Consider the following 22,467-nt stretch of genomic DNA (forward strand, 5'->3'; position numbering starts at 1 on the left):
CCATAAATTAAAATTTCGTTGCTCGATCAAGCACTTCATGACATAAAAAATATTCTAAATCAGACGGTATACCTAGTCCGTACATCCCCTCTGATTCAGAACCAATGTTATAAACACCTATTTTACCACCATTATCAGCCAAATATGTATAGACAGGAGCAACATAAAACTCTCCATTACTCCTTATGTTTTTATGTATCATCTCGTCAGCATACTTACAGAAAGCCGAACCTGTCTTAAAGTTGTAAACACCAACTGTTGCTTCATCAGAAACCACGACTTTCTCGACCACTTCTGTCACAAAACCATTTGACCCGACCTTAGCATAGGACCATTTTGGATCTGTCGCTTTCATTGTTAACATAGAGCCATCAAGCTCTCTATCGCGCATATCGTCCAAGTACTCGTTTATATCCATGTCGACCCATTGATCTGAATTGGCGATCATTAAAGGGTTTTCATTGTCAATAAGTTCACGCGCCTTCATGACTGTAATAGCAGCGCCATCAGTAATACCATCAATACCAATAACGGCAAAATCCGAACAGCTATTCGAAAAGACAGATTCTAATTTATAATCTTGGATATGCTGGTTCTGACAAATAAAAATAAATCTATGTGGCTGTTTAGGCATTAAATTATTAATGACCACCTCAATCATATGTTTGCCATTTACATCAATTAATGGCTTTGGCCTATCATAACCTTCTCTTGCAAATCTACTACCTCGCCCAGCCATAGGAACTACTATATTTAGCATTATGCTTCCTCCGCTAAATACTTATCGTTTAATGCTCCAGGTAGCTTAACAACAACAGTCGTTGTATCCTCTAAAGCCTCAAAGTCAGTAAAAGTGCCAGGTTCAATTTTAACTATCTCGCCTTCTGCCACAATAGTCCCATTCATTCTAGCTTTCCCATTAACTATTGCAGTAATTTCTGTTGCTATTTTATGGCAATGAGAGCTTTCTTTATCCCCTTTTTTAAAACTTTGAATAGCTACCTCTACATCTGTGGTTTTGAAAAGTGTTGGCTCGAAACCTCCAACAATCCATCCCCTCACAAAACTATCAAGCTTATAACTCGTCATTTTTTTCATAAAGATATGCATCCATTGATATCATTAAGCCATCATCGTTCCAACGAATTACATCGGTACCAATTAAAGTAACTTCATCTAGTTTCAATTCGAACTCAATAACACTTTGCCGACTACTAGAAATAATATCCTTAGCTACAAACGATAGATTTTTAACTGAGTTAAAAATCCCTTTAATATAATCGACAACATTGCTCTTACCTGAGACCTTTTTAGCAGGATCAATTAATACAAAATCCTCTGAAAAGAATGTAGCCACCTCTTGAATATTTTTATCGTTAAATGCTTTAACATATTCCTCTGTTCTTAGTTTTACCATATTATTCAACCTCCTAACTTTATTCGCTGCAATCTCTTCATAATTTTCCAAAGCATGCTCATCATTAATATGAAAATAACACTCTTTATTGATTGGAATCGCTCTAACTGTACCATCGTTAAGAATAATTTCATTAATGACAGGAGCTATGTAAAATAATCCATTAGTTTTTTCATCCTTTCGAATCATACTCTTGGCAGACTCAATGAACAGAGATGCTTTTTTAAAAAAATAAAAACCTGCAACTGCATTTCTACTTATCGGAGTCTTTTCTGCCACTTGAAATACATTGAAGTCACTATCAAAGTTGACGTAGGACCATTTAGGGTGAATCGCATCGAAAGTAAGAACTCCTGCATCAACTTTCTCATCCAAGAACGCCTTTAAATATGGCATTAAACTGAAGTCCAGAACTTGTTCAAAACTAGATACAATGAGTGGCTCGTCAAGATTAAGATGCTCAATTGCTAATAGTGCCGAGCATGCAGTGCCGCGAGTTTGGCTATTAATATGACAAGTTTCAATATCTGGGCTTAGAAGCTTTAAAACTTTATCCAATCGAAACTTTTTTGATTCATTTTTAGGAAGAGCTACTATTATCTTTTTAGGCATATCAAGAGCAATATATGGCTCAGCTGCTCTATCTATAAGCAACCTCCCATCTACCTCACTCAATATTTTCGGGAAAGCGTTACTTTCATTGGCCTTAAACGTTTTTTCTCCTGCAAGAGGAATTAAAATATTCATCTTTCTGACTCGACCTCATCAATGAAATTTTTAATATTCTGATAAGTAACATCATGCACAGATTCAACTTTTAGTACATGCGCCCCAGAAGCCTGCGCTGCCCGAATCCCATTTTCATTGTCCTCTACAACTACACATTGATCAGGAGATAGCCCCAGTTGAGAAATAGCCAGATTATATATTTCTGGGTCTGGCTTCCCTTTGGATACATCTTGATTTGAAAGATAGAAGTTAAGATAGTTCATCAAGCATGACCTTTCCATCATTACCTTTACAGTGTTTCTAATAGAGTTAGATGCAACCGCGAGATGGTAGCCTTCATGTTTTAGCTTTGACAATGCGAACTGGTGATTAAACGTAGGCTTGCAAAGCTGATACGTTATATCCATTGTGTATTGTTGCTTCATTTCGTTAATAAACTCATGAAGCGAAGTAGGTAAGACATGTGTTTTCGAAAGAATTTTAAGTTTTTGGCTAGTAGATAAGCCATCAAAAGTCACTAAATGGTCATATCTATTAATTTCAAGACCAAAAATAGATAAAGCCTTATTCAATGCATCGTAGTGCCAATCTTTTGCATCAATGAGGACACCATCCATATCAAAAATCACAGCTTTAATTTTTGTTTTCATTTAAAGTAATCTCTAGCAATTTCTGGGATATCGGTACAGAGAATCAATCTTTCGGAGGCAAGAGTTTCATCACTTAAGCAATTGATTTCTTGCCACAGTTGCATGTGATCTCGTCCATGCAACTCAGAGGAGACTATGCAAACCTCTTTACCTTCAAGAATCAGTTTTTCTACTAAATCAGGTTCAAATGAACCTCCATCAAAGCTGTCATACCATATACCTCTGACAAGCTTCCAGAGACAAGATTCTGGTTCATACTCACTAAATCGGGCATAACAATTCAAACCAGCGCGAATAGAAACAAGTGCATCTGGTACCGACATATCAAAGACAAAGTAGTTGCTGATATTGAATCGTTTTAGCTCATCTACTACCTTGTCCTGAAGGCCATCTGCTTTGATGTTAAGAGCAAGAGTAGCCGAGCACTGTTTAGCATTGTATAGTTGTAGAAGGTCAGAAAACTTCATTTCCTCACCACTAGGTATATCATGGCTAATAACTATTTGACCATTAGCATCTCTCAAATCCGTTTCGGTCCCAAAGCCTAACGAAAATGAACGACTAAAAGCATCAGATGTATTTTTCTCATGTGCTTCTACCCAATAACCTCTATGAGAAATAATTTCCACTAAAATCTCCCTATTGATAAAAATCAATTACTTGCTGACAGATGTAGTGAGTTTCCTCAACAGTCAGACCATAAAAGATTGGCAACCTTATTAATTTTTCACTCTCAATTGTTGTATATCTATCAACACCACAAAAATCCGTATTTTTTAAGCCAAAGCTAGAAGAGTGGAGAGGTACATAATGAAATACCGCTAACACCCCTTTGCTTTTCATGTAAGAAATGAGTTCACTTCTTTGCTCTACTGATCGGCACTTTATATAAAACATATGAGCGTTATTACCAGAATCAGGAGGAATAACAGGGAGCCTAATATGTCCACTACTCTCGAGAGGCGATAACAATTCAGAATAAAGCTCCCAACACTCAACTCTAGCGGAGTTTATTCGTTCTAAACACTGTAGCTGAGCGAAAAGATAAGCGCTTTGTATCTCAGATGGCAGGAAACTTGAACCAATATCTACCCAAGAGTATTTATCAATACTCCCTCGTAGAAATGACTTTCGATTTGTGCCTTTCTCACGAATTATTTCTGCTCTTTCGACTAACGAAGGTGTGTTTATTAAAAGAGCCCCTCCTTCACCACCACTCGTAATGTTTTTAGTCTCATGGAAGCTATAAGCTCCAAGGTGTCCAATTGTGCCTAGAGCTTTTCCTTTGTAGTGACTACCTATTGCTTGCGCGGCATCTTCAATCACAAATAGATCATTCTCTCTTGCTAAAAGCATTATTTCATCCATATCACATGCCACACCGGCATAATGGACGACCACAATAGCTTTAGTTTTAGAAGTAATTGCCCGTTTTATCGCTTCAGGAGAAATGTTCATCGTATTCTCCACTATATCGACAAAAACAACTTTCGCCCCACGCAGTGCGAAAGCATTAGCAGTAGAGACAAAGGTATAACTAGGCATGATAACTTCATCACCAGGCCGTATATCAACCAATAAGGCGCTAGCTTCCAAAGCAGCAGTACATGAAGGCATTAATAATACTTTTTGTGATAAAGTTATGCTTTCCAGTAGTGCTTCACATTTCCTCGAAAAATTACCATCCCCTGCTAGGCTTGCGCTATCAATTGCTTGTTGAATATACGCCAGCTCAGTCCCTAAAACAGGTGCTTTATTAAATGGAATGTTAATCGCTATCTCTCCGTATTATCAATAAATCAGTCTATGAACTCATATTATAGCCAGATAGGACTACTCATTTATACCATTTATGCAGTGTTACATCAGGGCTAGGAAAAGAGAAGCCTAACGCAACATACAAGTTAAAAATTGCAATATTGTGAGAGGATATACTCGTAGATACTAGGCGGTAACCTTCTTCTTTTAGAAAATTACACATGCTCTTCCAAATGGTTTTGGCTAACCCTTTCCCTCGAAAACTACTCAAAACACCAACTAACGACAAGTGAACTTCATTGTCTTTATGTGGCTCGATTACAAAAAATGCCACTATATCGCCTTCAGAATTAGTAGCTTTAAATACTGTTTGATGAAGACTATTCATAGCGTTGAATAGCCAGTTCTTATATCTGATATTTGCATCTTGATTTAGGATGTTAGGGTCTTGGTGATAACGGCCATACTCAAACATCCCCATCACCTCACTTCCCATATTCTTCACTTCTGAATTGCTACACTCACTGATAAAGAACATATCACTATCAATGGGACCTAAGTTCGACAATTCAAAACTAGGCCGGTAGCTCACCTCAATGAAATTAAACCCCACTTTCTCTAAGTAATGAATCAACTGAACTTCGCTCTGACTCACACGGACAGTAGCAAGCGAAGCTTCCGTATCCATGAGCAAAGAGTCAATTTCTTCTATCTCATTGAAAGAATAACTAACTTTAGACTCATCGAGAGTAACATTAAAAATGTTAGCACTGAAAAGCTCGCTATCCCAAGGAATAGATTGGATAACAGCACCGCTTTTAGAAATATAAGTTTTGCTATCTTTCGATGTCATTTAGTATTTCCTATTAATTTTATATAAAAATAAATATTCATAAACAATATAAAAAACATAGAATACAAGATCAAACTAGCCACCCCCTCAACATCAGGAATCTCTAGTACAAAGGGATAAAGGAATATAAAAGTAAGAACAAAGAAAGGAACCTTAATAAAAAAGTAGAATTTTCTCGCTAAAAAATAGTTAAAGAAAATTGTATTAACAGCCAGCAGCGTCATTGAAAAAGAAAGGACTTTAAAAACACCAATTGAAGAAATATATTTTTTTCCAAATAAAGTTAAGACTATGAACTCTGGAAATAATAAAGAAGATACAAAAACAGCACCTCCACATAAAAATGCTACAAAACAAGAAAATAACAGAATATCAGTGGCATTCTGCCCTTGGGATAGCTTTTTCTTTGATGCAGCAAAAACAATACTACTAACAGCACCAGATATAAAAAAAGCTATTTTTCCTAAGTTAGATCCAACAGTATAGTCTGCAGCATCACTTTCTGAAAAAAATCGTTTAGCTAGGAGTAAATCTATTGATAATAGAGCGCCGCCTATAAATAGAGTCGCCGATACTGGAATAGATTGTTTTATATAAACTTTAAGACCTTTTATTCCACTTCCTAGACCAGAAAACCCATTAACCTTATACAAGAAAAACACTGATAGTAAGGTAGCAAAAAACTCAGAGAAAAATACAATTTCAAGTAAATTTCCAAAAAAATAGAATGAAAAAAAAGTAAATAAAAGCTTTAGAAAGCTAAGCAAGAGCACTTGAATCTGAATAAGTTTATACCTACCTTCCGATAGACAATGGCCAACAAAAATTTGTAAAATCAGGCTATTTAGTAAACAAGTAGAATACAATAACATAGGCAGCGGAGTTGAAATTTTCAAAAAACCACTCACTGAGAAAGATAAAAGAAAGAATAGCAAAAAGAAAACAACACTGACGTATAAGGCTAGCTTGTTCAGTGCTTTTAGATTTTTCTCTTTGCCTACTTCATCTACAAAGGTATCACTATTTACAAGAACGTATAGAGACGGAACGACAGACAGAAAAGAAGTAATTACAATTCCTGTAGCTGTTACCGAAGAAAAAATAGACAGATCTTGCTTCGAGAGCCACCTAGATACAACAATCATCTGTAGATAATTGAAAACGTTAGACAAATTGGACAAAAAAACCAGCCAAAAGCCAGTCCTTAAAAAAGAAAGCATTTACTTTCCACCCACAAACTTCATCCAAACTTTTTTTATTAATCTAGCAGTTTTAGGTGATGAGCGCCTGATCATCCCATAAAGGACCATTCTTAAAATAGAGCTTATCTCTTCCTTCTTCAATAAGATTAATAGCACTATTCTTTGTACCTGGGTTAGCTGTTTAGACTGGGTTATGCCTCTCCTATAAGCTGAAAAAGTTCTTCTACATACCTCAATTTCTCTGTTATTAAATAGAGCCCCGGCCCTCAAGCCCTCTGATGAAGGTAATAAGTTTGCATGAAATAGCACATCATCTACTACAGCTAAGTTCGCCATTTCTAGCAGCCGAAACTCAACAGGCAGCTCTGCCCATGTAGTGTCTTCTTTAACCTCTAGACCTACAAAAACCTCTTTGAACGCGTTACGCACTAATGCTGTGCGGTGTAACGACCATAGTATTTTCGACTTACCGCAGTAGTCTGGTTGCAGTATATAGTTCTTTAGTCTTTGATAAGGTGTGTCACCTGGAATTTCATGCAAATATTTAGTAAAATCACTTCTAATTTGTGGATAACTCATTTTATCAACAACATCGTAGCCAGAAACTACAAAACCATACTTATTATTTTTAGCTAAAACAGGCAATAGTTTTTCAATATAATTAAGCTCTAGCTCATCATCATCAGCTGCCCACATAAAGTAATCTCCATTAGCCTTCGTTAAAACAAACTGAAAATTACCTATAGAGCCAATATTCTCTTCTTGCCTAAAAAATATGATTCTAGGATCTTCTGAAAGATGCCTTTCGACTACATCTCTAACATCTTTGCTTTTGTCAGATAAGTTATCAGAAACAATAATTTCTATATTAGAGTGGGTTTGTTTCCGAAGTAATGTCAAACATTGATTCAATTCTTCAGGACGATTATAGGTAGGGACTCCTATAGATACTAAAATTTGCTCCATATAACCCTCAAGAGATTTTATTAATAAATTTGTTATATATTTTATAATTTTCTTCGATCAACATATCTTTGGTAGTATATGCTTTCCCTTCACCTTCGACATCTGGATCACAAAAGTGGAATGCGGGTATCCACATTTTATAATACCCAGTAAAATAAGGTCTCAATAACAGTTTAATATAGGCTTTTTTCTCAACCGCCCCCGGAGAAAAAATTTCTCCAGACATTTTTCCGACGATACTACTCAAAAATCGTTTTTGGGTTATAGTGGCTGCCAATGAGAACTGTTCATGAAAGTTTCTATACCACCACCGTTTAGAGACGAAACAGTTTCCATCTACAACCAGCTTCTCTCCTGACTCCAACCGTCTTCCATCGAACCATGGCTTTGGAGTTGGTTTTTTCTCTGCAAACCAGGCCATTCCTCGGCATGACAACTTCAATTGAGCAAGCCTAGAAGAAGCAGCTGCCTTTATAGCTTTATCAAGTGGAAAGTCCATTATCCAAACAAAATCGTCTGGCAAGAAGACAAAATACTCACTTTCAACTATTTCATTAATCATTTTTAGCCTAGCTAAATATGAGCTTTTAGGAAAATGATAAAATTCGATTCCATATTTATCATAAATTTTCTTCTGTTCTTCAATTTCATCGCTCGAATCAAGAACAATATGCCTTATTTCAGGGTGGTTAAATGAGTAAAATGAAGAAAAAGACTTATCTAGATATTTAACTCTATTTTTATTAGAAAAATTAACTAGCGAAACGACTTCAATCATGATGGATTTCCTTTTTCCCATCATAGCTTTTCAAAACAGGGGATTTACCTAATTTTTTCAAAGCAATATTCCAGACTATAGTTGTAGCTGTATAAAAACATAAGGGAAAGTGATACAAAAAAGCTCTATTTCGCCGTTTCAAAAACAAGTAAATAGTATCAATTAAAACTGGAAAAATTAAAAAAACATAGGGTAAAAATAGAATTTTTTTTATTTTTCCCATAATTCCACTTCTCAAGCCCATTAACTCCTCTCGTTTAAGAAAGCCAGAGGCTCCTACAGAATCCGTGTGATAAATATTATTATTAATTCTCCACTTTATCTTTCTAATGTAATTTAATACTGATTCTGACGAGAAGTGCAGCAGTTTATGGGTCTTACAAACTCCAACGTTAGTGTCTAATTGAAGCATAATATAAAAAAGATGGGGAAGATTTTCTGCTTTCGCAACTATACCTGGAAACTCTTTTTGAAAAAAGGCTTTATTTAATAAAGTCCCCATAGCAAGAAGCTCAATTAATGGAAGTGAGTTTTTCTCCCCAAAATCAATGACACAGCCTATTTCAGAATCATTTTTTACAACATATTTTTTTTGTAGGTCTTTTATAAATACATCTGGGGCTTTAGAGATTCGATAAACAAAAAGGCTAAACGGATCACCATATTCATTTATGTAGTCATTTATTAAATGTTCGCTAGGAGGATTAACATACCCTGTAGATAGCACTACTTTTAAATCATTATCTATAAGGAGCTTAACTTGGTGCTCTAAGCAATACTGATTTTCATAAACTTCATCATGATCCAAGTATATTATTAATTCAGTTTCAGCTTCTGAAAAGCCAATAAACTTAGCATAAACAGGTTCGGTTCTAGGGTTCTTTTTAACAATACAATTTTTCTCGGTACCATATTTTACTGTTTCGTCACTTGATCCCCCATCAACCAACATAACAGTAATTTTATTCTGAGGATAACTCTGATTACCAATTGCCTCTAGAACCTTAGGTAAGACATGCATAGAGTTGAAAGTTGCGATTATTATCGTAATATCCGGTAGAAGGCTTTTATTGTCTGTACTCATAACATACTAACCAGGCTACTCACAACTATTTTTGAAGGATAACTAACATCAAACTTCGGCTCTCGAGAGTATTTATTCGGATCTTTGAAAAAAGCATCAATTACGCTCTCATCTTTCTTAGATACAAGAACATTTTCATCAAGCCCTTCAACTCTTTCAGTATGCGTTCGGAGAATTAGGCAGGGCTTCCCCATATAATATGCTTCTTCCTGGTTACTCCCGCCATCAGTAACCAGAAATTCACAGTTTGAAAGCACAGTCATAAACTCCATGTACTCTAACCTTGGGATTAACGTAATGTTTTTGTTACTATTCAGTTCATCTAAAAGATCAAGCTCGATCAACTTTATTTTTGTAAGTTCATGTAAAACAATGACACAATGTCTTTTTTCACTTTCTTTAATACATCTTCTGAAAATAGACTCTACAAACGCACTGTCGAACAAATTTTCTTGCCTATGAACAACAAGAACAAAATATGCTTCTTTCGGCTTATACTTACTATCTAAATTTATTGTTTTAGAAAGCCTTAAGCTATCTAGAAGAGTATTTTCTCCCGTATTGATAACTTCACCCTTTTTACCATCTAAGTTTTTTGATGCCCATTCATTAGGTGCGAAATGCACACTTGCTAGCCTTGAAGTAATAACTCTATCTATTTCTTCAGGAAACGGGTTCAAGTAATTGTATGAACGTAAACCAGCCTCTATGTGGCAGACTTTCATTCCTAACTGTTTACCTACTAACGCACCAAGAACTGTAGAAACAGTATCTCCGTGGACAAGCATAATTGCCCCTTTCAAATCCTTGTATCTTTTCTTAAGCGAAGCCTTTCCTATAAATAACGATTTAAAAAACCATGAGAGTAAACCAAAAGCTGTTTTTTTATGAGTAGTATCCGACAATATAACGGAAGGAGCTTTGAGCCCGAAATATTCAAAAATCGTGGAACTTACTATCTGATTCTGACCGCTAGAGATAACCTCATAATCAATATTTTGATCACGCATCTCAACCATGATAGGAAATAATTTTATTAGTTCAGCTGTAGTACCTACGAAAAAATAAATCACTTATCAACCTTCTATTTCGACTTTTCTGAAATTATATATAATGGGCGATCAACGACTTGCACATGAATTCTACCAATATAAATTGCAGTAAAACCAATCGACGATAGCACTAATCCTGTTAGAAAAGTATTAAACACCACAAAATAAGCAAGAGGAGTGAATACCTGGTTACCAAACACTTCAGATAAGCCCATATAAGCTACTAAAAAGAAGCAACTTACAAGAATTAATGCCCCTAGCGCCCCTGCAACCTTCAATGGCAACAATGAAAAGGACGTGAAACTATTCACAGCTAATTGTGTTAGTTTCCTGAAAGAATATGCAGCCTCACCATTTAGACGTGATGGGGCTTTGAACGGAATATAACATTTTTTGAATCCTAGCCACTCGATAAGCCCCCTAAACATAATGGCTTTCTCTTTAAATTTCAAAAACTCTCTCGCGATATCTTTATCTATCAATTTAAAATCAGTAAGCCCTCGAGGAAGATCAACATCACCAAAGAAGTTCATCACTTTATAGAAACAGTTAGATGTTACTTTTTTAAAGAGAGAATAATCATCAGCGCTGCTCCTTACTCCAGAAATATTTTTATAACCCTCTTCCCACTTTCTCAAGAAGGTTGGAATTAATTCTGGAGGGTGCTGTAAGTCTGCATCCATAAAAATGATTGCATCTGAATCAACGCTCTCACTCAGACCTGCTACTAGTGCCGGTTCTTTACCAAAATTAGCCGAAAAACGAATTGCCTCTACCGAAAGTGAAGAATATGACGGTAAATCTGATAGTACTTCCCATGTCTTGTCTTCACTACAATCATCTACAAAACGAACAGTCCACTCATAGAGACTCTCCGCATTAGATATTTTTTCAATGCTATCAAGCAAAGGCCGGATGTTATCAGCTTCATTGAATGCAGGTACTACGATAGTAATTTTTTTCTTCATAAAGGCAATTTAGTCCATAATTTTTTTGAGAAAGTCAGCAACGCTAATATCTTCTTTTTTCGTCCGACCCACGACTTCAAATATGGAGGTCGTTTCATCACTCACTATTAAAGTCACCTTATTAGAGGTATATAAAGTATCAAGCGAACTTAAGCTTTCATTTGAAACTGCAATGTATGAAACACCGCCATAAATTAGCTCATCCAGCGTATCAGTACTAAGGTCATTAACCTTTTTAGAGAGTGTATCCAATTTTTCTCTATAAACTGTATTATTACTGCCATAGTATACTTGATTGGCTAAAGCTTTCTCATGAAACATTCTATTAACCATATATTGATAATTGCTTTCAGGTGGATCACTAATTGGTGAGTAGAATGGTATTTCTAATAAAATTCCGCTATGCATTTCTTTAACACTTTCATAAGGACTAGTGCTTGAAAATTTCAGCCCAGGAAATTTTTGGAACATGTCGACACGAGTTGTGTCATTATGAACTAACAGAAGTGCAAGAATTAGTGAAAAACTAAATAATTTGAACTTAATAGTGTTTAGTTCTTCTGAGTAGACTTTTGTGATTGCTACTATCGAAATCGATAGCATAGCAAACATTGCAACATTGAAATACAGAAGAGACCTCAAACCCACACGAAACATAGGCGCCAATTCATATGTCAAAAAAACTAGCGAATAAGGTTTTCTTACATCCAGAGCGAATAAAAATAGAACGCTTGCAGCAACAAGCCATGGAAAGATCTTTTTAGCCGTCTGGATGAAATATGGAAAATCTTTGATAAAGATCACAAAGTTTAAAACGATTATAAGACAAGGAACAACAATACCCAGCCTATACGACATTTCCCATGTATCCGAATGAAAGACTTCTCCATTCATAAGTCTATCAAGAAACAATATATTCGATTCAAAAATTGGATAGACGCTTTTAAGAGTATAAATTGAAAAGCTGTTCCAGTCATGAGTATGACTAGTAGTAGATGGAACATCATTTTTCCCAAAAAGAGCATCGAATGCAGGCTCAAAAATAACATTAGGATACAGTAAGAGCATTAAAGATATAAAAAACAATAGTGCCACACTTAACGGTACTAATAAGCCTAATACACCTTGTTTTCGGATGCTCAATGTAAAGCTTGAAAAAAGAAAAGATATCGTAAAAAATACACCAAAGTAACCATAATACTCATTAACATTAAAATTAAACGCATGTGCTAATGCAAGATAAATTAATGCACGAGTGGTTCTAGCTTTAGCGGCATATACAGTTAATAACGCAACTAGTAATGGGGCAAAAGCAACTCCAAGGCCAAACAAATGAGCCTGCGCTCTTACTAAGGTATTATCCATAGAAGCAAAAGAGATACACAGAATCAGAGATAACGTACGGTTTAATCCGAGATAGCGAAATAAAACATAGGCCATTAAAGAAGTCAGAAAGTATCCAATCATAGCAATGACATCATAAGTAGTTTCAGGCACAAAAAAACTACCAACTATAAAACTGACCATTTTCCAAAACTGGCTAGAAGGCCCAGGAGCAGCTAACGCTTGACCGTGATTTTCATACCAAGCTAAATCTGAGAATAAATACTGCCAGCCGCCATTATGAACTAAATCTTGTAATGCAAAGATACCTGCAATTGTACCAAGCCCATCACCTGAGTTAGCTAATGCTAAATCACCAGAAAACACTACCTTACTGTATTTAAATAAAGAGTAAGATATAAGAAAAAACAAAACTCCTGTGAAAGGTAGATTGATTTTCTTTAAAACATTAGTCATTCTCAAAAATTGCTCCATAATTTAGCTATCCGTCAGATTCTCAAACTCAATTTTTCAAAAAAGATTTCCGAACTTTCTTTCCAGCTAAGCCAGTTAATATGAGTGGTAGTGGGTATACAATTATTATCTTTAAGTCGGGTCCATTCAAATATCGAATCTGCTACAGTTTTAGCACTAGCACCATCAAAATAGTAGGCACCTACACCTGCCACCTCTTTGAAAACAGGTAAGTCTCTTGCAATTATCGGTAAAGAATAATGAGCAGCTTCAATCAATGGCAACCCAAAACCTTCACCATATGATGCGGCAATTAAGGCTGTAGAGCTACTGTATAAATTTTGCAACTCGTGATCTGAAGCTTGATTAAGCCATCGAATATTTTTAGAGCTTCTATTAAGCTTATCAAGCCGATCAATAATATCATCAGCACCCCAACCAGGTTTTCCTACGATAATCAGCTGACAATCTGGAATTTTGTCTAGTAATAGCAAGAATGAATCTACTATTTGAGCATGCCCTTTACGTGGCTCTATTGTACCAACCATTAGAAAAGTATTTTTTTCTCTAACAACTTCTCGATTGTTACTCTTTATAAAATCAGCCCCTAGGTGGAAAAAATCAATATACTTAGGATAATTTCTCTGCTTAACATTATCAGCATTTAAAAAATATTGTATAACTTCTTGTTTAACTGCCTCAGAGATACATAACACCCGATCTGCCACACAAGAAACCATATCTATCCATTCTTTAAAAAACTTCACCATATCCTCAGTAAAACAGTCCGGCAGAGTTATTGGAAGCATGTCATATATAACAAATGAAATCTGGGTCCCTCTAGCCAACCAAGATTTAAAAATAAGTTCGCGTCTCTTAACATGCCCTAGGTACAGATCTAGCCCGACAAATTTATCGAATTTATTTGGGGTGATTACTCCCTTATAATTAACTTCTCCCCACCTTTCTTTTTGAAATTCTTCAGCACACTCATACCAACCACAATCATTATACTTAACTAAACAGGTATTCTCTATGGATGCAGTTGGGAAATTATTTATTATAGAGTTTACTACTCTTTGAATCCCTGTTTTCGCATCGATTTTAACTAGCTCTGTCACATCAATATAAATAAAACCTTTTTCATTTTTATAGAGCTGTTCTATCGATCTAGCAGATCTAACAAAATCATTTTTTGTAAATGCTTTTGCTTTTTTCTTAAATATTTTTAAAAACTTATCTTTACCATATGCAATGCTTTTATCATGTGTCATGTAGTTTCCAGACATAGAAAGAGCTTCAAAAAATATATTTAAAGATTTATCAAATTCATCCCGAAACTCTTCATTTAAAAGCACATTATATAATGCTAGTTCAAGTGATTTTATATTATTACTAAACCTGCTCTCCCAAGCAGTTCTATCCTCTTCAATTTCAGCTAAGGCATTATCATTTTTACAATAAAATTGACAATACCCTTTATAGAAATCGACAATTACCTTTTCTTCTATGAGTAAAGCAGCTTCTCTCTCAATTTCGGAGCAGTCGAAAGGGTAGTCAGAAAAATTCAAAGAAGATAGATCAACTTCATTAGAAACAAACCTTATAGCCAAATCAAAATCAGTGCATCTTAAAAAGCTTTGGATCGCTGATAAAAACATACCTGCATCATTTAGTGTGGTGATATAGATTAAAAAACAGAACTTATCACCTATCTCATTAGACTCTACTAAATTTAATTCAGGAATCGAGAACACATTACCGTTAAGTTTTCTTTGAAGATAGTCCTTAACGTTTTCTTCATTTGAAAGAATCAGATTAGCTTTAGAGAAGCTGCTATCAAGCCTATCAAAATAAAAATTTTCATATATGTTAAATTTGTTTCGCAACGAAAGCGACGAATTGTAAACTACAACATTAAGCCCAACATTCTTCTGTAAATTACTGACAGAATAACCATTTAGAAAGTCGAAATACCCAAAAGAAACAAAAACATCAGGAGAAATTAAGCTAACAAACTCATCTTTAATTAGCTCTGAAGCAGGAATTAAATAATCAGCCCCCTCCTTTATTTCAAAATTCACCTCACAGCTAAGAAAGTGAATATTATCAAAACCTAAAAAACTACTTATAAAAAAAGCAATGTCGTTATTATTTGAAACCCTGTCATTAAGCAAGACATGCACATCAAAATCTTTGCCATATAATACAGAAAATTTCTTTAAAAAAATCACATGTGATATAAATATCTTTCTAGGAAAGTCCGATGACTGGATAGACTGAAAATCAAATAAAACCTTATTCATTAGAGAGCTCTTTTAAAATCGACTTTGCATCTTCAGTCATTATAAGCCCTTTTGTCTCTCCCACTTCATTTTTATATAAGCACCTTCGAATTTTTTCTCTTGTGACAGGGAACCTCAAAAACAACTTAGCAATTAGGTCCCACCCACCAATGAGAAGAAATACTTTCTTTGCTTTTCCTACTAGAGCTTTCAATACTCTTTTTAAAAGTAGCACAGGCATTACCCAATAGTCTTAGAATTAAAACGACTAAATTCAAGAGCAACTGAGTTCTCAGAAATATTATTGGCGATAATGCGAATTTCTTTATCTGTAAACTCATAGCCTGAGCGAATAAAAATTTCGTTGATCAAGTCGCCTTCGTCATGAATCCTAGTCATGACTTCATTCGGCGCTTCCTTAACAATTTCTCTGATTGAATTTAATAGAACTTCAGCACTCTTCTTCCATGAAAACTTTGCAGAGCGAACTTTTGCGTTTTCTAGCAGACGCTCTCTGAAGCTCTCATCATTTATTGCCTGCTGCATTTTTTTAGCTATATTATTAACATCATTTGGCGAGAACATAGCTTCTTCTAACTCTATAACTTCAGGCAAGCTAGATACGTTTGAGCAAACCGTAACCGCCCCACACATCATTGCTTCAAGCACTGGCAAGCCAAACCCCTCATGGAAAGAAGGAAAAACAAATAAATGGCATTGCCCATATAGGTTCTGTAGCTCGTGGTTAGATATAAAGCCCGTAAAAATTATTTTATTTTTTGCTATACCTTTTTTCTTAGCAAAGTTTGATAAATTTTCTATATCTAATTCTGAATATTTACCTACCAAAACTATATCAAGCCGCTCCTTCTCTTTTTCAGTAAGTAACGAAAAGGCTGTCAATAGCCCCTTCAAATTCTTCCTCTCATCACACGCGCCAGAGTATAAAATAAAATCACCCTCAATTGAAAACCTATCATTGAGGTCGATTTTTTCTTTTCCTTTTAATGGTTTATAACTTGAGTCACCAGCTGATGAAATGTTCACAATCTCACTTTCATCTATATTCGCCATACTAGAAAACTCTCTTTTAGAGCTTTCAGATATAGAAAAAATCACATCTGCTTTTTTCGATTCAGCTATTTTCTCATAGTACCACGCCTTCATTTCAGGAGTTGGCAAATGTAAATCTGGCTCATATAAAGGTATCAAGTCATAACCTATAAGCCCCACTTTATACCTACGATTTTGCAATATATTGCAGGCGAAATCTTCTGAAGCACCTTCAAAGAGCGATGTTATTAACAAAAAGTCCGGTTCTAAGACATTGATGTAGTAATTTCGGATAGCTTCTGCTACAAACCTTAACTTTTCATTCCCAAAAACCCGAGAAACATCACTTGGTGCTTTGAATATGTGTATTCTATCGACAGAGCATTCATTTTCAATTTTTTGGCAAAACAACTCCACTCCTTCTGGCGAATAGTCATTAAGTAAAAACGATACTTCTATATCTTTACTTTTTAAAATTTCTTTGACTAACGAAATGGTGTAGTGACCAATACCTCGACTTCTACTTGAAGTTTGTAGCCCTTGAACATCGATCAACAATCTCATTTGTCTATTTCACCTTGCTTAAGGGCCACTTTAATCTTTTTGTATGTCAGAAAACCTCGGGGCGATAAGAAAACTTTTTCTTCAACTTTTATCTGACTCTGCTTCTTATACCAAAGATACAACACCTTACCAGCTTTATTATCCATAAGTTTAACAGCAACCTTTTTGATTAAAGGTTGCTTTAGTAATGCACTGAAAACTAGCAAAATAATTTTTTTGAATATTCTCTTCAACTTACACTCACACCATGGTCATATTTTTTAATTTCAAAAGTTGGATAGAGTTTACTAGTGCCAACAAATGTTTTTTTATTTTCTGCTAAAACCTCAAAAGAGCTTGCCACATCTGTCCACTCATAATTTTCGCTTAGGTGGTTTTCTCCTCCACCAAGAGAAGTTTGAATTGAATACTCTCCTACACCAATGTCTAAGTTCATTGTGATTAAAAAATCATATGTGTCACCAGAAACAGCACTGTTTATAACCTTTTCAAGCAAATAGGAATTAGTCCCATACACCGTTTGACCAAGTCTATCCTTGATAGAAAACCCTAGTACTAATTTCTCTAAATTTTTATGAACATTTACAACAAATTTTATTTTTAAAGCCTCACCAATCTGGTAGCTATGCTTTTCATCACCATTAGAGTCGAGTAGTTTAATCACTCCTATAGTGGCTTCTTTTGTTCCTGAAACTGTTTTAACCTTTCCGTTAGAAAGAGTTGTTTGTACGATTTCCCCAGGAGAGCTCGACAGCTTAGCGTTATATAAGTCCATCACTTCCTCTGAGCGTGAATACTGCGAAACACGCCCTCCTTCAAGTAAGATGGCCTTATCACATACAGCCCTAACAGCTCCGGTATCGTGAGAGACAAACAATAAAGTTGTACCTTTTTTACAGTAGCTTTTAATCCTTTCTAAACACTTATGTTGAAAATATACATCTCCAACTGATAATGCTTCATCAACTATTAATATATCTGGTCTTATGGCCGTAGCAACTGAAAATGCGAGTCGCACTTGCATCCCACTAGAATAAACACGAACAGGCATATCAATATAATCACCAATTTCAGAAAACTCTTCGATACTTGGCATTAAGCGGTCCATTTCCGCTTTAGATATTCCTAGAAGTTGCCCTGACATATAAGCGTTCTCGCGACCTGTGAACTCAGGATGAAACCCCATACCTAGTTCTAATAGTGCGGCCACCCGTCCTTGCATCTCAATGCTGCCTGTTGTTGGCTGACTTGTACCTGTTATCATTTTTAATAAGGTACTTTTACCTGCACCATTTACACCTACGATCCCTACGGCTTCTCCAGATTCAACTTCAAAACTAATGTCATTAAGAACCCATTTTAACTCGTGTCTCCTACCTAAAAATGGAAAGAGCCACTCTATAACTCTCGAAAGCTTACTTGGGTACTGTTTATAGGCTTTGCCCACATTATTGACTAGAATTTTCCCCATCAGAGTTCGTCCACCATCTCTTCGCCATGCATCTTAAATAGGTAAAGACCTAAAGCTAGTGCAGCTAGGGTTAGAATTACTAACCCTCCAAAGTCTTGCAAAGTCGGCAAAGACTGTGTCAGCATGACTTTTTGATAAACCTCAATGAAGTGTACCATCGGATTTAACTCTATATAGAAGTGCGCCCACTCAGGTATGATAGATAAGGTATAAACTATTGGGGTTCCCCAAAACAAGAACTGTAATCCTACTTCAACAAGCTGGCCAACATCTCTAAAGAAGACATTTAGCACTCCTAACGCTAACCCAAGCCCTAAAGTAAAAACTATTTGCAAAACAAGCACAGGAAAAATGACAAGGAAACTTACACCTGGAAAATTGCCACTTAATATTAGAAAAGCTACAAATAAGCCATATATAATGAAAAAATTTGCTAGGGAAGATGTAGCGACGATTAAAGGAAGGCAGATTTTAGGGAAGGTCACTTTCTTCATTAAATTTGCATTTTCAATGAAGGTGTTCTTGCTCCGGTTTAGTTGCTCAGAAAACAGCCCCCAAGCCAGTAGACCTGAGCATAAGTATATACTGTATGCAAAGCCACTATCATTTCCAGGGATTTTAGCCTTCATCACCTGAGAAAAAATCAGGGTATAAACCAATATCATAGCTAACGGCTGAATCACTAACCAAGCGACTCCAAGGAGGCTTGATTGATAACGCGTCTGAAAGTCGCGTTTTATGGTTGCCCACATAAAACCGCGAAACTCCCAAATAGTACTCAAATTACTTTTCATATAATCTCGTATACTCTCTGAGACTCCATTAGGCGGTTAATTTATTAACCACACTTTTTAGGGCCACTTCTACAATCTTGCTGGCTTCAGTTGATACACCCGCCTCAACATAACAACGCAACTCTGGTGCATTACCAGAAGGCCTTAAATGAACTATATCATTGTTAGAGAGTGTCATTCTTAAACCATCAAGTGTATTTATTGATGTCGCATATATTCCTTCATTAAGGTAGATACTTGACAAAAAATCATCCTGTTTTTCAGAACTTTCTTTCAAAGCAGACAAATAATTTTGACTAAGCTTTGTTGGAGTTTCTTTAATTCTATCACTAGCTGTGTATCGCGCTGGGTAGTTTCTTAAGAGCTCACTCACAACTTTGCCCTGCTGTGCAGCCATCGCTAGGACAATCATAATAGGAAGCACTGAGTCTCGAGTTGGTAACGCTTTAAGTGTTTTTTCCTCAGCGCCAAAACCAAGATCTGAACCAACTAAAAAACCGCCATTGGCTTCATAACCAACGACTTTCGCTAAGTCAGCCTTATTAGCAAGCTCACCCATTCCAGCGATAACATAAGGTGAGCCTATCTTAGTTCGCAGGCAAACACGCTCAGGATCAGAAAGCTCTAAAACAGTATTAACGTTAACAGGTGCGGCCACATGAGTCGCTTTAAGGTAATCGGCACACAAAACACCGACTATATCGCCACGCAACCACTCACCATTTTCATCAGATATGAGCGGGCGGTCGCCATCACCATCAGTCGAAACTATTGCATCAAGTTTATATTCTTGAGACCATGTACGACCTTTTATCGCATCTTCTTCTGATACGGCTTCTGTGTCTATTGGAACAAAAGTGTCTGTTCTCTCTAACGAGACAACCTCAGCGCCAAAATACTTAAGCAACTTTTTAATAACATCACGGGCTACGCTAGAATGCTCATACACCCCAACACGCTTCCCAGCTAATACATTTTCAGGAAAAAGCTCTATGTACCTTTGCTCAAACAGCGCCATGGCCGTTTGCTTGGCTTCAGGAAGTGCCTTATTTTCTAGTTCGTGCAGGTCAGCAACTAACGAGACGTTACCTGACATAATAGCCACTTCATCTGCTTTACTGATTTCACCGTCTGGTCGATAAAACTTAATACCATTACGATCAAAAGGAATATGGCTACCCGTGATCATAACGGCAGGCATAGCATGCTGCATTGCATAGAAAGCTAAAGCAGGCGTAGGCAACTCACCGCAATAAATGGCTTTAGCACCGCGTGCTTCTATTGCTCGAATAACAGCTTTGGCAATACTTGGGCTACTTGGCCTTAAGTCTATCCCGACAGCAACTTCCTTTTTTTCTGGACATACGCTCTGTAAAAAAGACAGAGTGAAAGCAAAACAAAGTTCTGGGGTTAAATCTTCAACAAGACCACGGACACCACTAGTACCAAAAGCAACGCCAAGCTCATCGCTCAATGTTTTTACTTGAAAAGAGTTCTCTACCGACATTATTTTGAACGCCCATATCGATCGCTAAAACGCACGATGTCGTCTTCACCAAGGTAACTGCCAGATTGCACTTCCACTAACTCTAGTGGAATCTTGCCAGGGTTTTCCAAAGCATGAACCACGCCAACAGGAATGTAAGTCGATTCATTTTCCGTTAGAAGGATCTCTTTCTCGCCATTTTGTACTTTAGCAGTACCTGAAACTACAACCCAGTGTTCTGCTCTATGATGATGCATTTGCACACTAAGCTTTTCACCAGGTTTAACCATTATCCGTTTAACTTGATGACGGTCGCCAAGATCAACAGTCTGATAGCTACCCCAAGGGCGATGTACCGTCGTGTGGAACATATGTTCATCACGTCCTTCTGCATGAATACGTTTCACTATTTTTTTAACATCTTGAGCTTTGTCTTTGCTCATAATTAAAATAGCATCAGCTGTTTCAACAACAATTAGGTTATGTACACCAACAGTCGCAACTAATCGAGATTCTGAACGAACAAAGGAGTTGGTCGTACCTTCAGACATAACATCGCCAATCAATACATTCGCATGCTGATCTTTAGTCGAATAATCATATAGCGCATCCCAAGCACCAATATCACTCCAATCTCCTGAGTAAGGAACAACTTTTGCTTTTTGAGTAGGTTCCATTACCGCAAAATCAATGGAGTCTTCAGGGCACTCGGTAAAAGTTTTTTCGTCTACTCGGACAAAGTCTAGATCTTGATTGCGCTGATCATAAGCTAAGCTAACAGCTTGAAAAATATCAGACCTATGACTAGCAAGTTCCTCAAGATATGTTTTTGAATTAAATAAAAACATACCGCTATTCCAGAGGTAATCACCAGATTCCAAATATTTTTTTGCTGTTTCCAAATTTGGCTTTTCTACGAACTCAGCAACATCGTGATTGTCGCCAGAGCGAATATATCCATAACCCGTTTCTGGGCGAGTCGGTTTAATACCAAAGGTAACTAGAGCGTTTTCTTTCGCCAATTCTGCTGCTTGAATAATTGCATTTTCAAATGCCACAATATCCCGAATAACGTGATCTGCAGGCAACACCAATAATAGAGCTTCGTCTTCGTTTCGAAATTGCGCTTCTAAAGCCGCCAAGGCAATTGCTGGGGCGGTATTTCGCCCCGCAGGCTCAAGAATGATACTCGACTTTTCAACGCCTAAACTCTGCAGTTGCTGGGCAATAAGAAAACGGTGATCTTCATTACATACGACTATAGGAGCCGCAACATCTAAAGCGTTTGTTCGCTTAACCGTGTTTTGTAGCAAACTGAATTCTTCATCTGTTAATGGTAAACATTGCTTTGGGAAATGCTCGCGAGATAAAGGCCAAAGGCGGCTTCCGACGCCGCCAGACAGAATTACCGGTATAATTTTCACTAAAGATCCTTTCATGAACTTACGTCTAGCCATCTTGAGTACTTACACTCATCAGTAGCCAGAAAAATAACAGAAACATTGGAACAAGATGATAATCGAGCCCCTATAATTATGCAAAATTCTTACTTTCAAAAGT

20 protein-coding genes are annotated in these 22,467 nt (G+C 36.4%); all 20 read right to left on the reverse strand.

The genetic code is table 11. From position 1 onward, the window contains the following. Positions 1–7: 7 nt before the first annotated feature. Positions 8–760: a glycosyltransferase family 2 protein gene (locus ACYVGZ_RS04345; RefSeq protein WP_460751740.1), complete on the reverse strand. Its 753-nt coding sequence runs from the start codon at positions 758–760 to the stop codon at positions 8–10. Continuing rightward, positions 760–1,098, reverse strand: a complete 339-nt coding sequence (locus tag ACYVGZ_RS04350) for a hypothetical protein (protein WP_460751743.1) — start codon at positions 1,096–1,098, stop codon at positions 760–762. Before ACYVGZ_RS04350 ends, ACYVGZ_RS04345 begins: the two co-directional genes overlap by 1 nt. Continuing rightward, positions 1,076–2,164, reverse strand: coding sequence for a nuclear transport factor 2 family protein (locus ACYVGZ_RS04355; RefSeq protein ID WP_460751746.1), 1,089 nt, complete (start codon positions 2,162–2,164; stop codon positions 1,076–1,078). Before ACYVGZ_RS04355 ends, ACYVGZ_RS04350 begins: the two co-directional genes overlap by 23 nt. Beyond that, on the reverse strand, positions 2,161–2,796 hold the full coding sequence (locus ACYVGZ_RS04360; protein ID WP_460751749.1) for an HAD family hydrolase: 636 nt from the start codon (positions 2,794–2,796) through the stop codon (positions 2,161–2,163). Before ACYVGZ_RS04360 ends, ACYVGZ_RS04355 begins: the two co-directional genes overlap by 4 nt. Beyond that, entirely contained in the window at positions 2,793–3,425 is a 633-nt protein-coding gene (locus ACYVGZ_RS04365; protein ID WP_460751752.1) for a PI-PLC domain-containing protein, read from the reverse strand. Before ACYVGZ_RS04365 ends, ACYVGZ_RS04360 begins: the two co-directional genes overlap by 4 nt. Positions 3,426–3,435: 10 nt before the next feature. Beyond that, entirely contained in the window at positions 3,436–4,575 is a 1,140-nt protein-coding gene (gene rffA / locus ACYVGZ_RS04370; protein ID WP_460751866.1) for a dTDP-4-amino-4,6-dideoxygalactose transaminase, read from the reverse strand. Positions 4,576–4,633: 58 nt separating this feature from the next. Beyond that, positions 4,634–5,407 (reverse strand): GNAT family N-acetyltransferase, encoded by a 774-nt coding sequence (locus tag ACYVGZ_RS04375; RefSeq protein WP_460751755.1) that lies wholly within the window; start codon positions 5,405–5,407, stop codon positions 4,634–4,636. Beyond that, positions 5,404–6,627 (reverse strand): MATE family efflux transporter, encoded by a 1,224-nt coding sequence (locus ACYVGZ_RS04380; RefSeq protein WP_460751758.1) that lies wholly within the window; start codon positions 6,625–6,627, stop codon positions 5,404–5,406. The genes ACYVGZ_RS04375 and ACYVGZ_RS04380 overlap by 4 nt, the downstream gene beginning before the upstream one ends. Next, on the reverse strand, positions 6,628–7,575 hold the full coding sequence (locus tag ACYVGZ_RS04385; RefSeq protein ID WP_460751761.1) for a glycosyltransferase family 2 protein: 948 nt from the start codon (positions 7,573–7,575) through the stop codon (positions 6,628–6,630). A gap of 7 nt (positions 7,576–7,582) precedes the next feature. Then, the gene (locus ACYVGZ_RS04390; protein ID WP_460751764.1) at positions 7,583–8,353 is read right to left on the reverse strand and encodes a hypothetical protein; all 771 of its coding nucleotides are present in this window, start codon (positions 8,351–8,353) and stop codon (positions 7,583–7,585) included. Then, positions 8,346–9,437, reverse strand: a complete 1,092-nt coding sequence (locus ACYVGZ_RS04395) for a glycosyltransferase family 2 protein (RefSeq protein WP_460751767.1) — start codon at positions 9,435–9,437, stop codon at positions 8,346–8,348. Before ACYVGZ_RS04395 ends, ACYVGZ_RS04390 begins: the two co-directional genes overlap by 8 nt. Then, a complete protein-coding gene (locus ACYVGZ_RS04400; protein WP_460751770.1) occupies positions 9,434–10,510 on the reverse strand; it encodes a UDP-N-acetylglucosamine 2-epimerase in 1,077 nt (358 codons plus the stop codon). Before ACYVGZ_RS04400 ends, ACYVGZ_RS04395 begins: the two co-directional genes overlap by 4 nt. Before the next feature lie 11 nt (positions 10,511–10,521). Then, entirely contained in the window at positions 10,522–11,457 is a 936-nt protein-coding gene (locus tag ACYVGZ_RS04405; RefSeq protein ID WP_460751773.1) for a glycosyltransferase family 2 protein, read from the reverse strand. A 9-nt stretch (positions 11,458–11,466) separates the two neighbouring features. Further along, on the reverse strand, positions 11,467–13,257 hold the full coding sequence (locus ACYVGZ_RS04410) for a hypothetical protein (protein WP_460751775.1): 1,791 nt from the start codon (positions 13,255–13,257) through the stop codon (positions 11,467–11,469). A gap of 32 nt (positions 13,258–13,289) precedes the next feature. Next, complete coding sequence (locus ACYVGZ_RS04415) at positions 13,290–15,560, reverse strand: glycosyltransferase family 4 protein (protein WP_460751778.1); 2,271 nt, start codon at positions 15,558–15,560, stop codon at positions 13,290–13,292. A gap of 219 nt (positions 15,561–15,779) precedes the next feature. Beyond that, complete coding sequence (locus ACYVGZ_RS04420) at positions 15,780–17,156, reverse strand: glycosyltransferase family 4 protein (protein ID WP_460751780.1); 1,377 nt, start codon at positions 17,154–17,156, stop codon at positions 15,780–15,782. A gap of 229 nt (positions 17,157–17,385) precedes the next feature. Continuing rightward, on the reverse strand, positions 17,386–18,627 hold the full coding sequence (locus tag ACYVGZ_RS04425; protein WP_460751783.1) for an ABC transporter ATP-binding protein: 1,242 nt from the start codon (positions 18,625–18,627) through the stop codon (positions 17,386–17,388). Next, entirely contained in the window at positions 18,627–19,421 is a 795-nt protein-coding gene (locus ACYVGZ_RS04430) for an ABC transporter permease (protein WP_460751785.1), read from the reverse strand. The genes ACYVGZ_RS04425 and ACYVGZ_RS04430 overlap by 1 nt, the downstream gene beginning before the upstream one ends. Before the next feature lie 28 nt (positions 19,422–19,449). Further along, the gene (locus ACYVGZ_RS04435; RefSeq protein WP_460751788.1) at positions 19,450–20,928 is read right to left on the reverse strand and encodes a phosphomannomutase; all 1,479 of its coding nucleotides are present in this window, start codon (positions 20,926–20,928) and stop codon (positions 19,450–19,452) included. Further along, the gene (locus tag ACYVGZ_RS04440; RefSeq protein ID WP_460751791.1) at positions 20,928–22,331 is read right to left on the reverse strand and encodes a mannose-1-phosphate guanylyltransferase/mannose-6-phosphate isomerase; all 1,404 of its coding nucleotides are present in this window, start codon (positions 22,329–22,331) and stop codon (positions 20,928–20,930) included. The genes ACYVGZ_RS04435 and ACYVGZ_RS04440 overlap by 1 nt, the downstream gene beginning before the upstream one ends. Positions 22,332–22,467 lie beyond the last annotated feature (136 nt).

The sequence above is a fragment of the Marinomonas epiphytica genome (assembly GCF_054780655.1).

Excerpts from the sequence above, each read along its gene's own strand:
- ACYVGZ_RS04430 (WP_460751785.1), bottom strand. The coding sequence starts at position 19,421 with ATGAAAAGTAATTTGAGTACTATTTGGGAGTTTCGCGGTTTTATGTGG.
- ACYVGZ_RS04420 (WP_460751780.1), bottom strand. The coding sequence starts at position 17,156 with ATGAGATTGTTGATCGATGTTCAAGGGCTACAAACTTCAAGTAGAAGT.
- ACYVGZ_RS04425 (WP_460751783.1), bottom strand. The coding sequence starts at position 18,627 with ATGGGGAAAATTCTAGTCAATAATGTGGGCAAAGCCTATAAACAGTAC.
- ACYVGZ_RS04375 (WP_460751755.1), bottom strand. The coding sequence starts at position 5,407 with ATGACATCGAAAGATAGCAAAACTTATATTTCTAAAAGCGGTGCTGTT.
- ACYVGZ_RS04410 (WP_460751775.1), bottom strand. The coding sequence starts at position 13,257 with ATGACTAATGTTTTAAAGAAAATCAATCTACCTTTCACAGGAGTTTTG.
- ACYVGZ_RS04350 (WP_460751743.1), bottom strand. The coding sequence starts at position 1,098 with ATGAAAAAAATGACGAGTTATAAGCTTGATAGTTTTGTGAGGGGATGG.
- ACYVGZ_RS04380 (WP_460751758.1), bottom strand. The coding sequence starts at position 6,627 with ATGCTTTCTTTTTTAAGGACTGGCTTTTGGCTGGTTTTTTTGTCCAAT.
- ACYVGZ_RS04415 (WP_460751778.1), bottom strand. The coding sequence starts at position 15,560 with ATGAATAAGGTTTTATTTGATTTTCAGTCTATCCAGTCATCGGACTTT.
- ACYVGZ_RS04390 (WP_460751764.1), bottom strand. The coding sequence starts at position 8,353 with ATGATTGAAGTCGTTTCGCTAGTTAATTTTTCTAATAAAAATAGAGTT.
- ACYVGZ_RS04435 (WP_460751788.1), bottom strand. The coding sequence starts at position 20,928 with ATGTCGGTAGAGAACTCTTTTCAAGTAAAAACATTGAGCGATGAGCTT.
- ACYVGZ_RS04385 (WP_460751761.1), bottom strand. The coding sequence starts at position 7,575 with ATGGAGCAAATTTTAGTATCTATAGGAGTCCCTACCTATAATCGTCCT.
- ACYVGZ_RS04360 (WP_460751749.1), bottom strand. The coding sequence starts at position 2,796 with ATGAAAACAAAAATTAAAGCTGTGATTTTTGATATGGATGGTGTCCTC.
- ACYVGZ_RS04405 (WP_460751773.1), bottom strand. The coding sequence starts at position 11,457 with ATGAAGAAAAAAATTACTATCGTAGTACCTGCATTCAATGAAGCTGAT.
- ACYVGZ_RS04345 (WP_460751740.1), bottom strand. The coding sequence starts at position 760 with ATGCTAAATATAGTAGTTCCTATGGCTGGGCGAGGTAGTAGATTTGCA.
- ACYVGZ_RS04395 (WP_460751767.1), bottom strand. The coding sequence starts at position 9,437 with ATGAGTACAGACAATAAAAGCCTTCTACCGGATATTACGATAATAATC.
- ACYVGZ_RS04355 (WP_460751746.1), bottom strand. The coding sequence starts at position 2,164 with ATGAATATTTTAATTCCTCTTGCAGGAGAAAAAACGTTTAAGGCCAAT.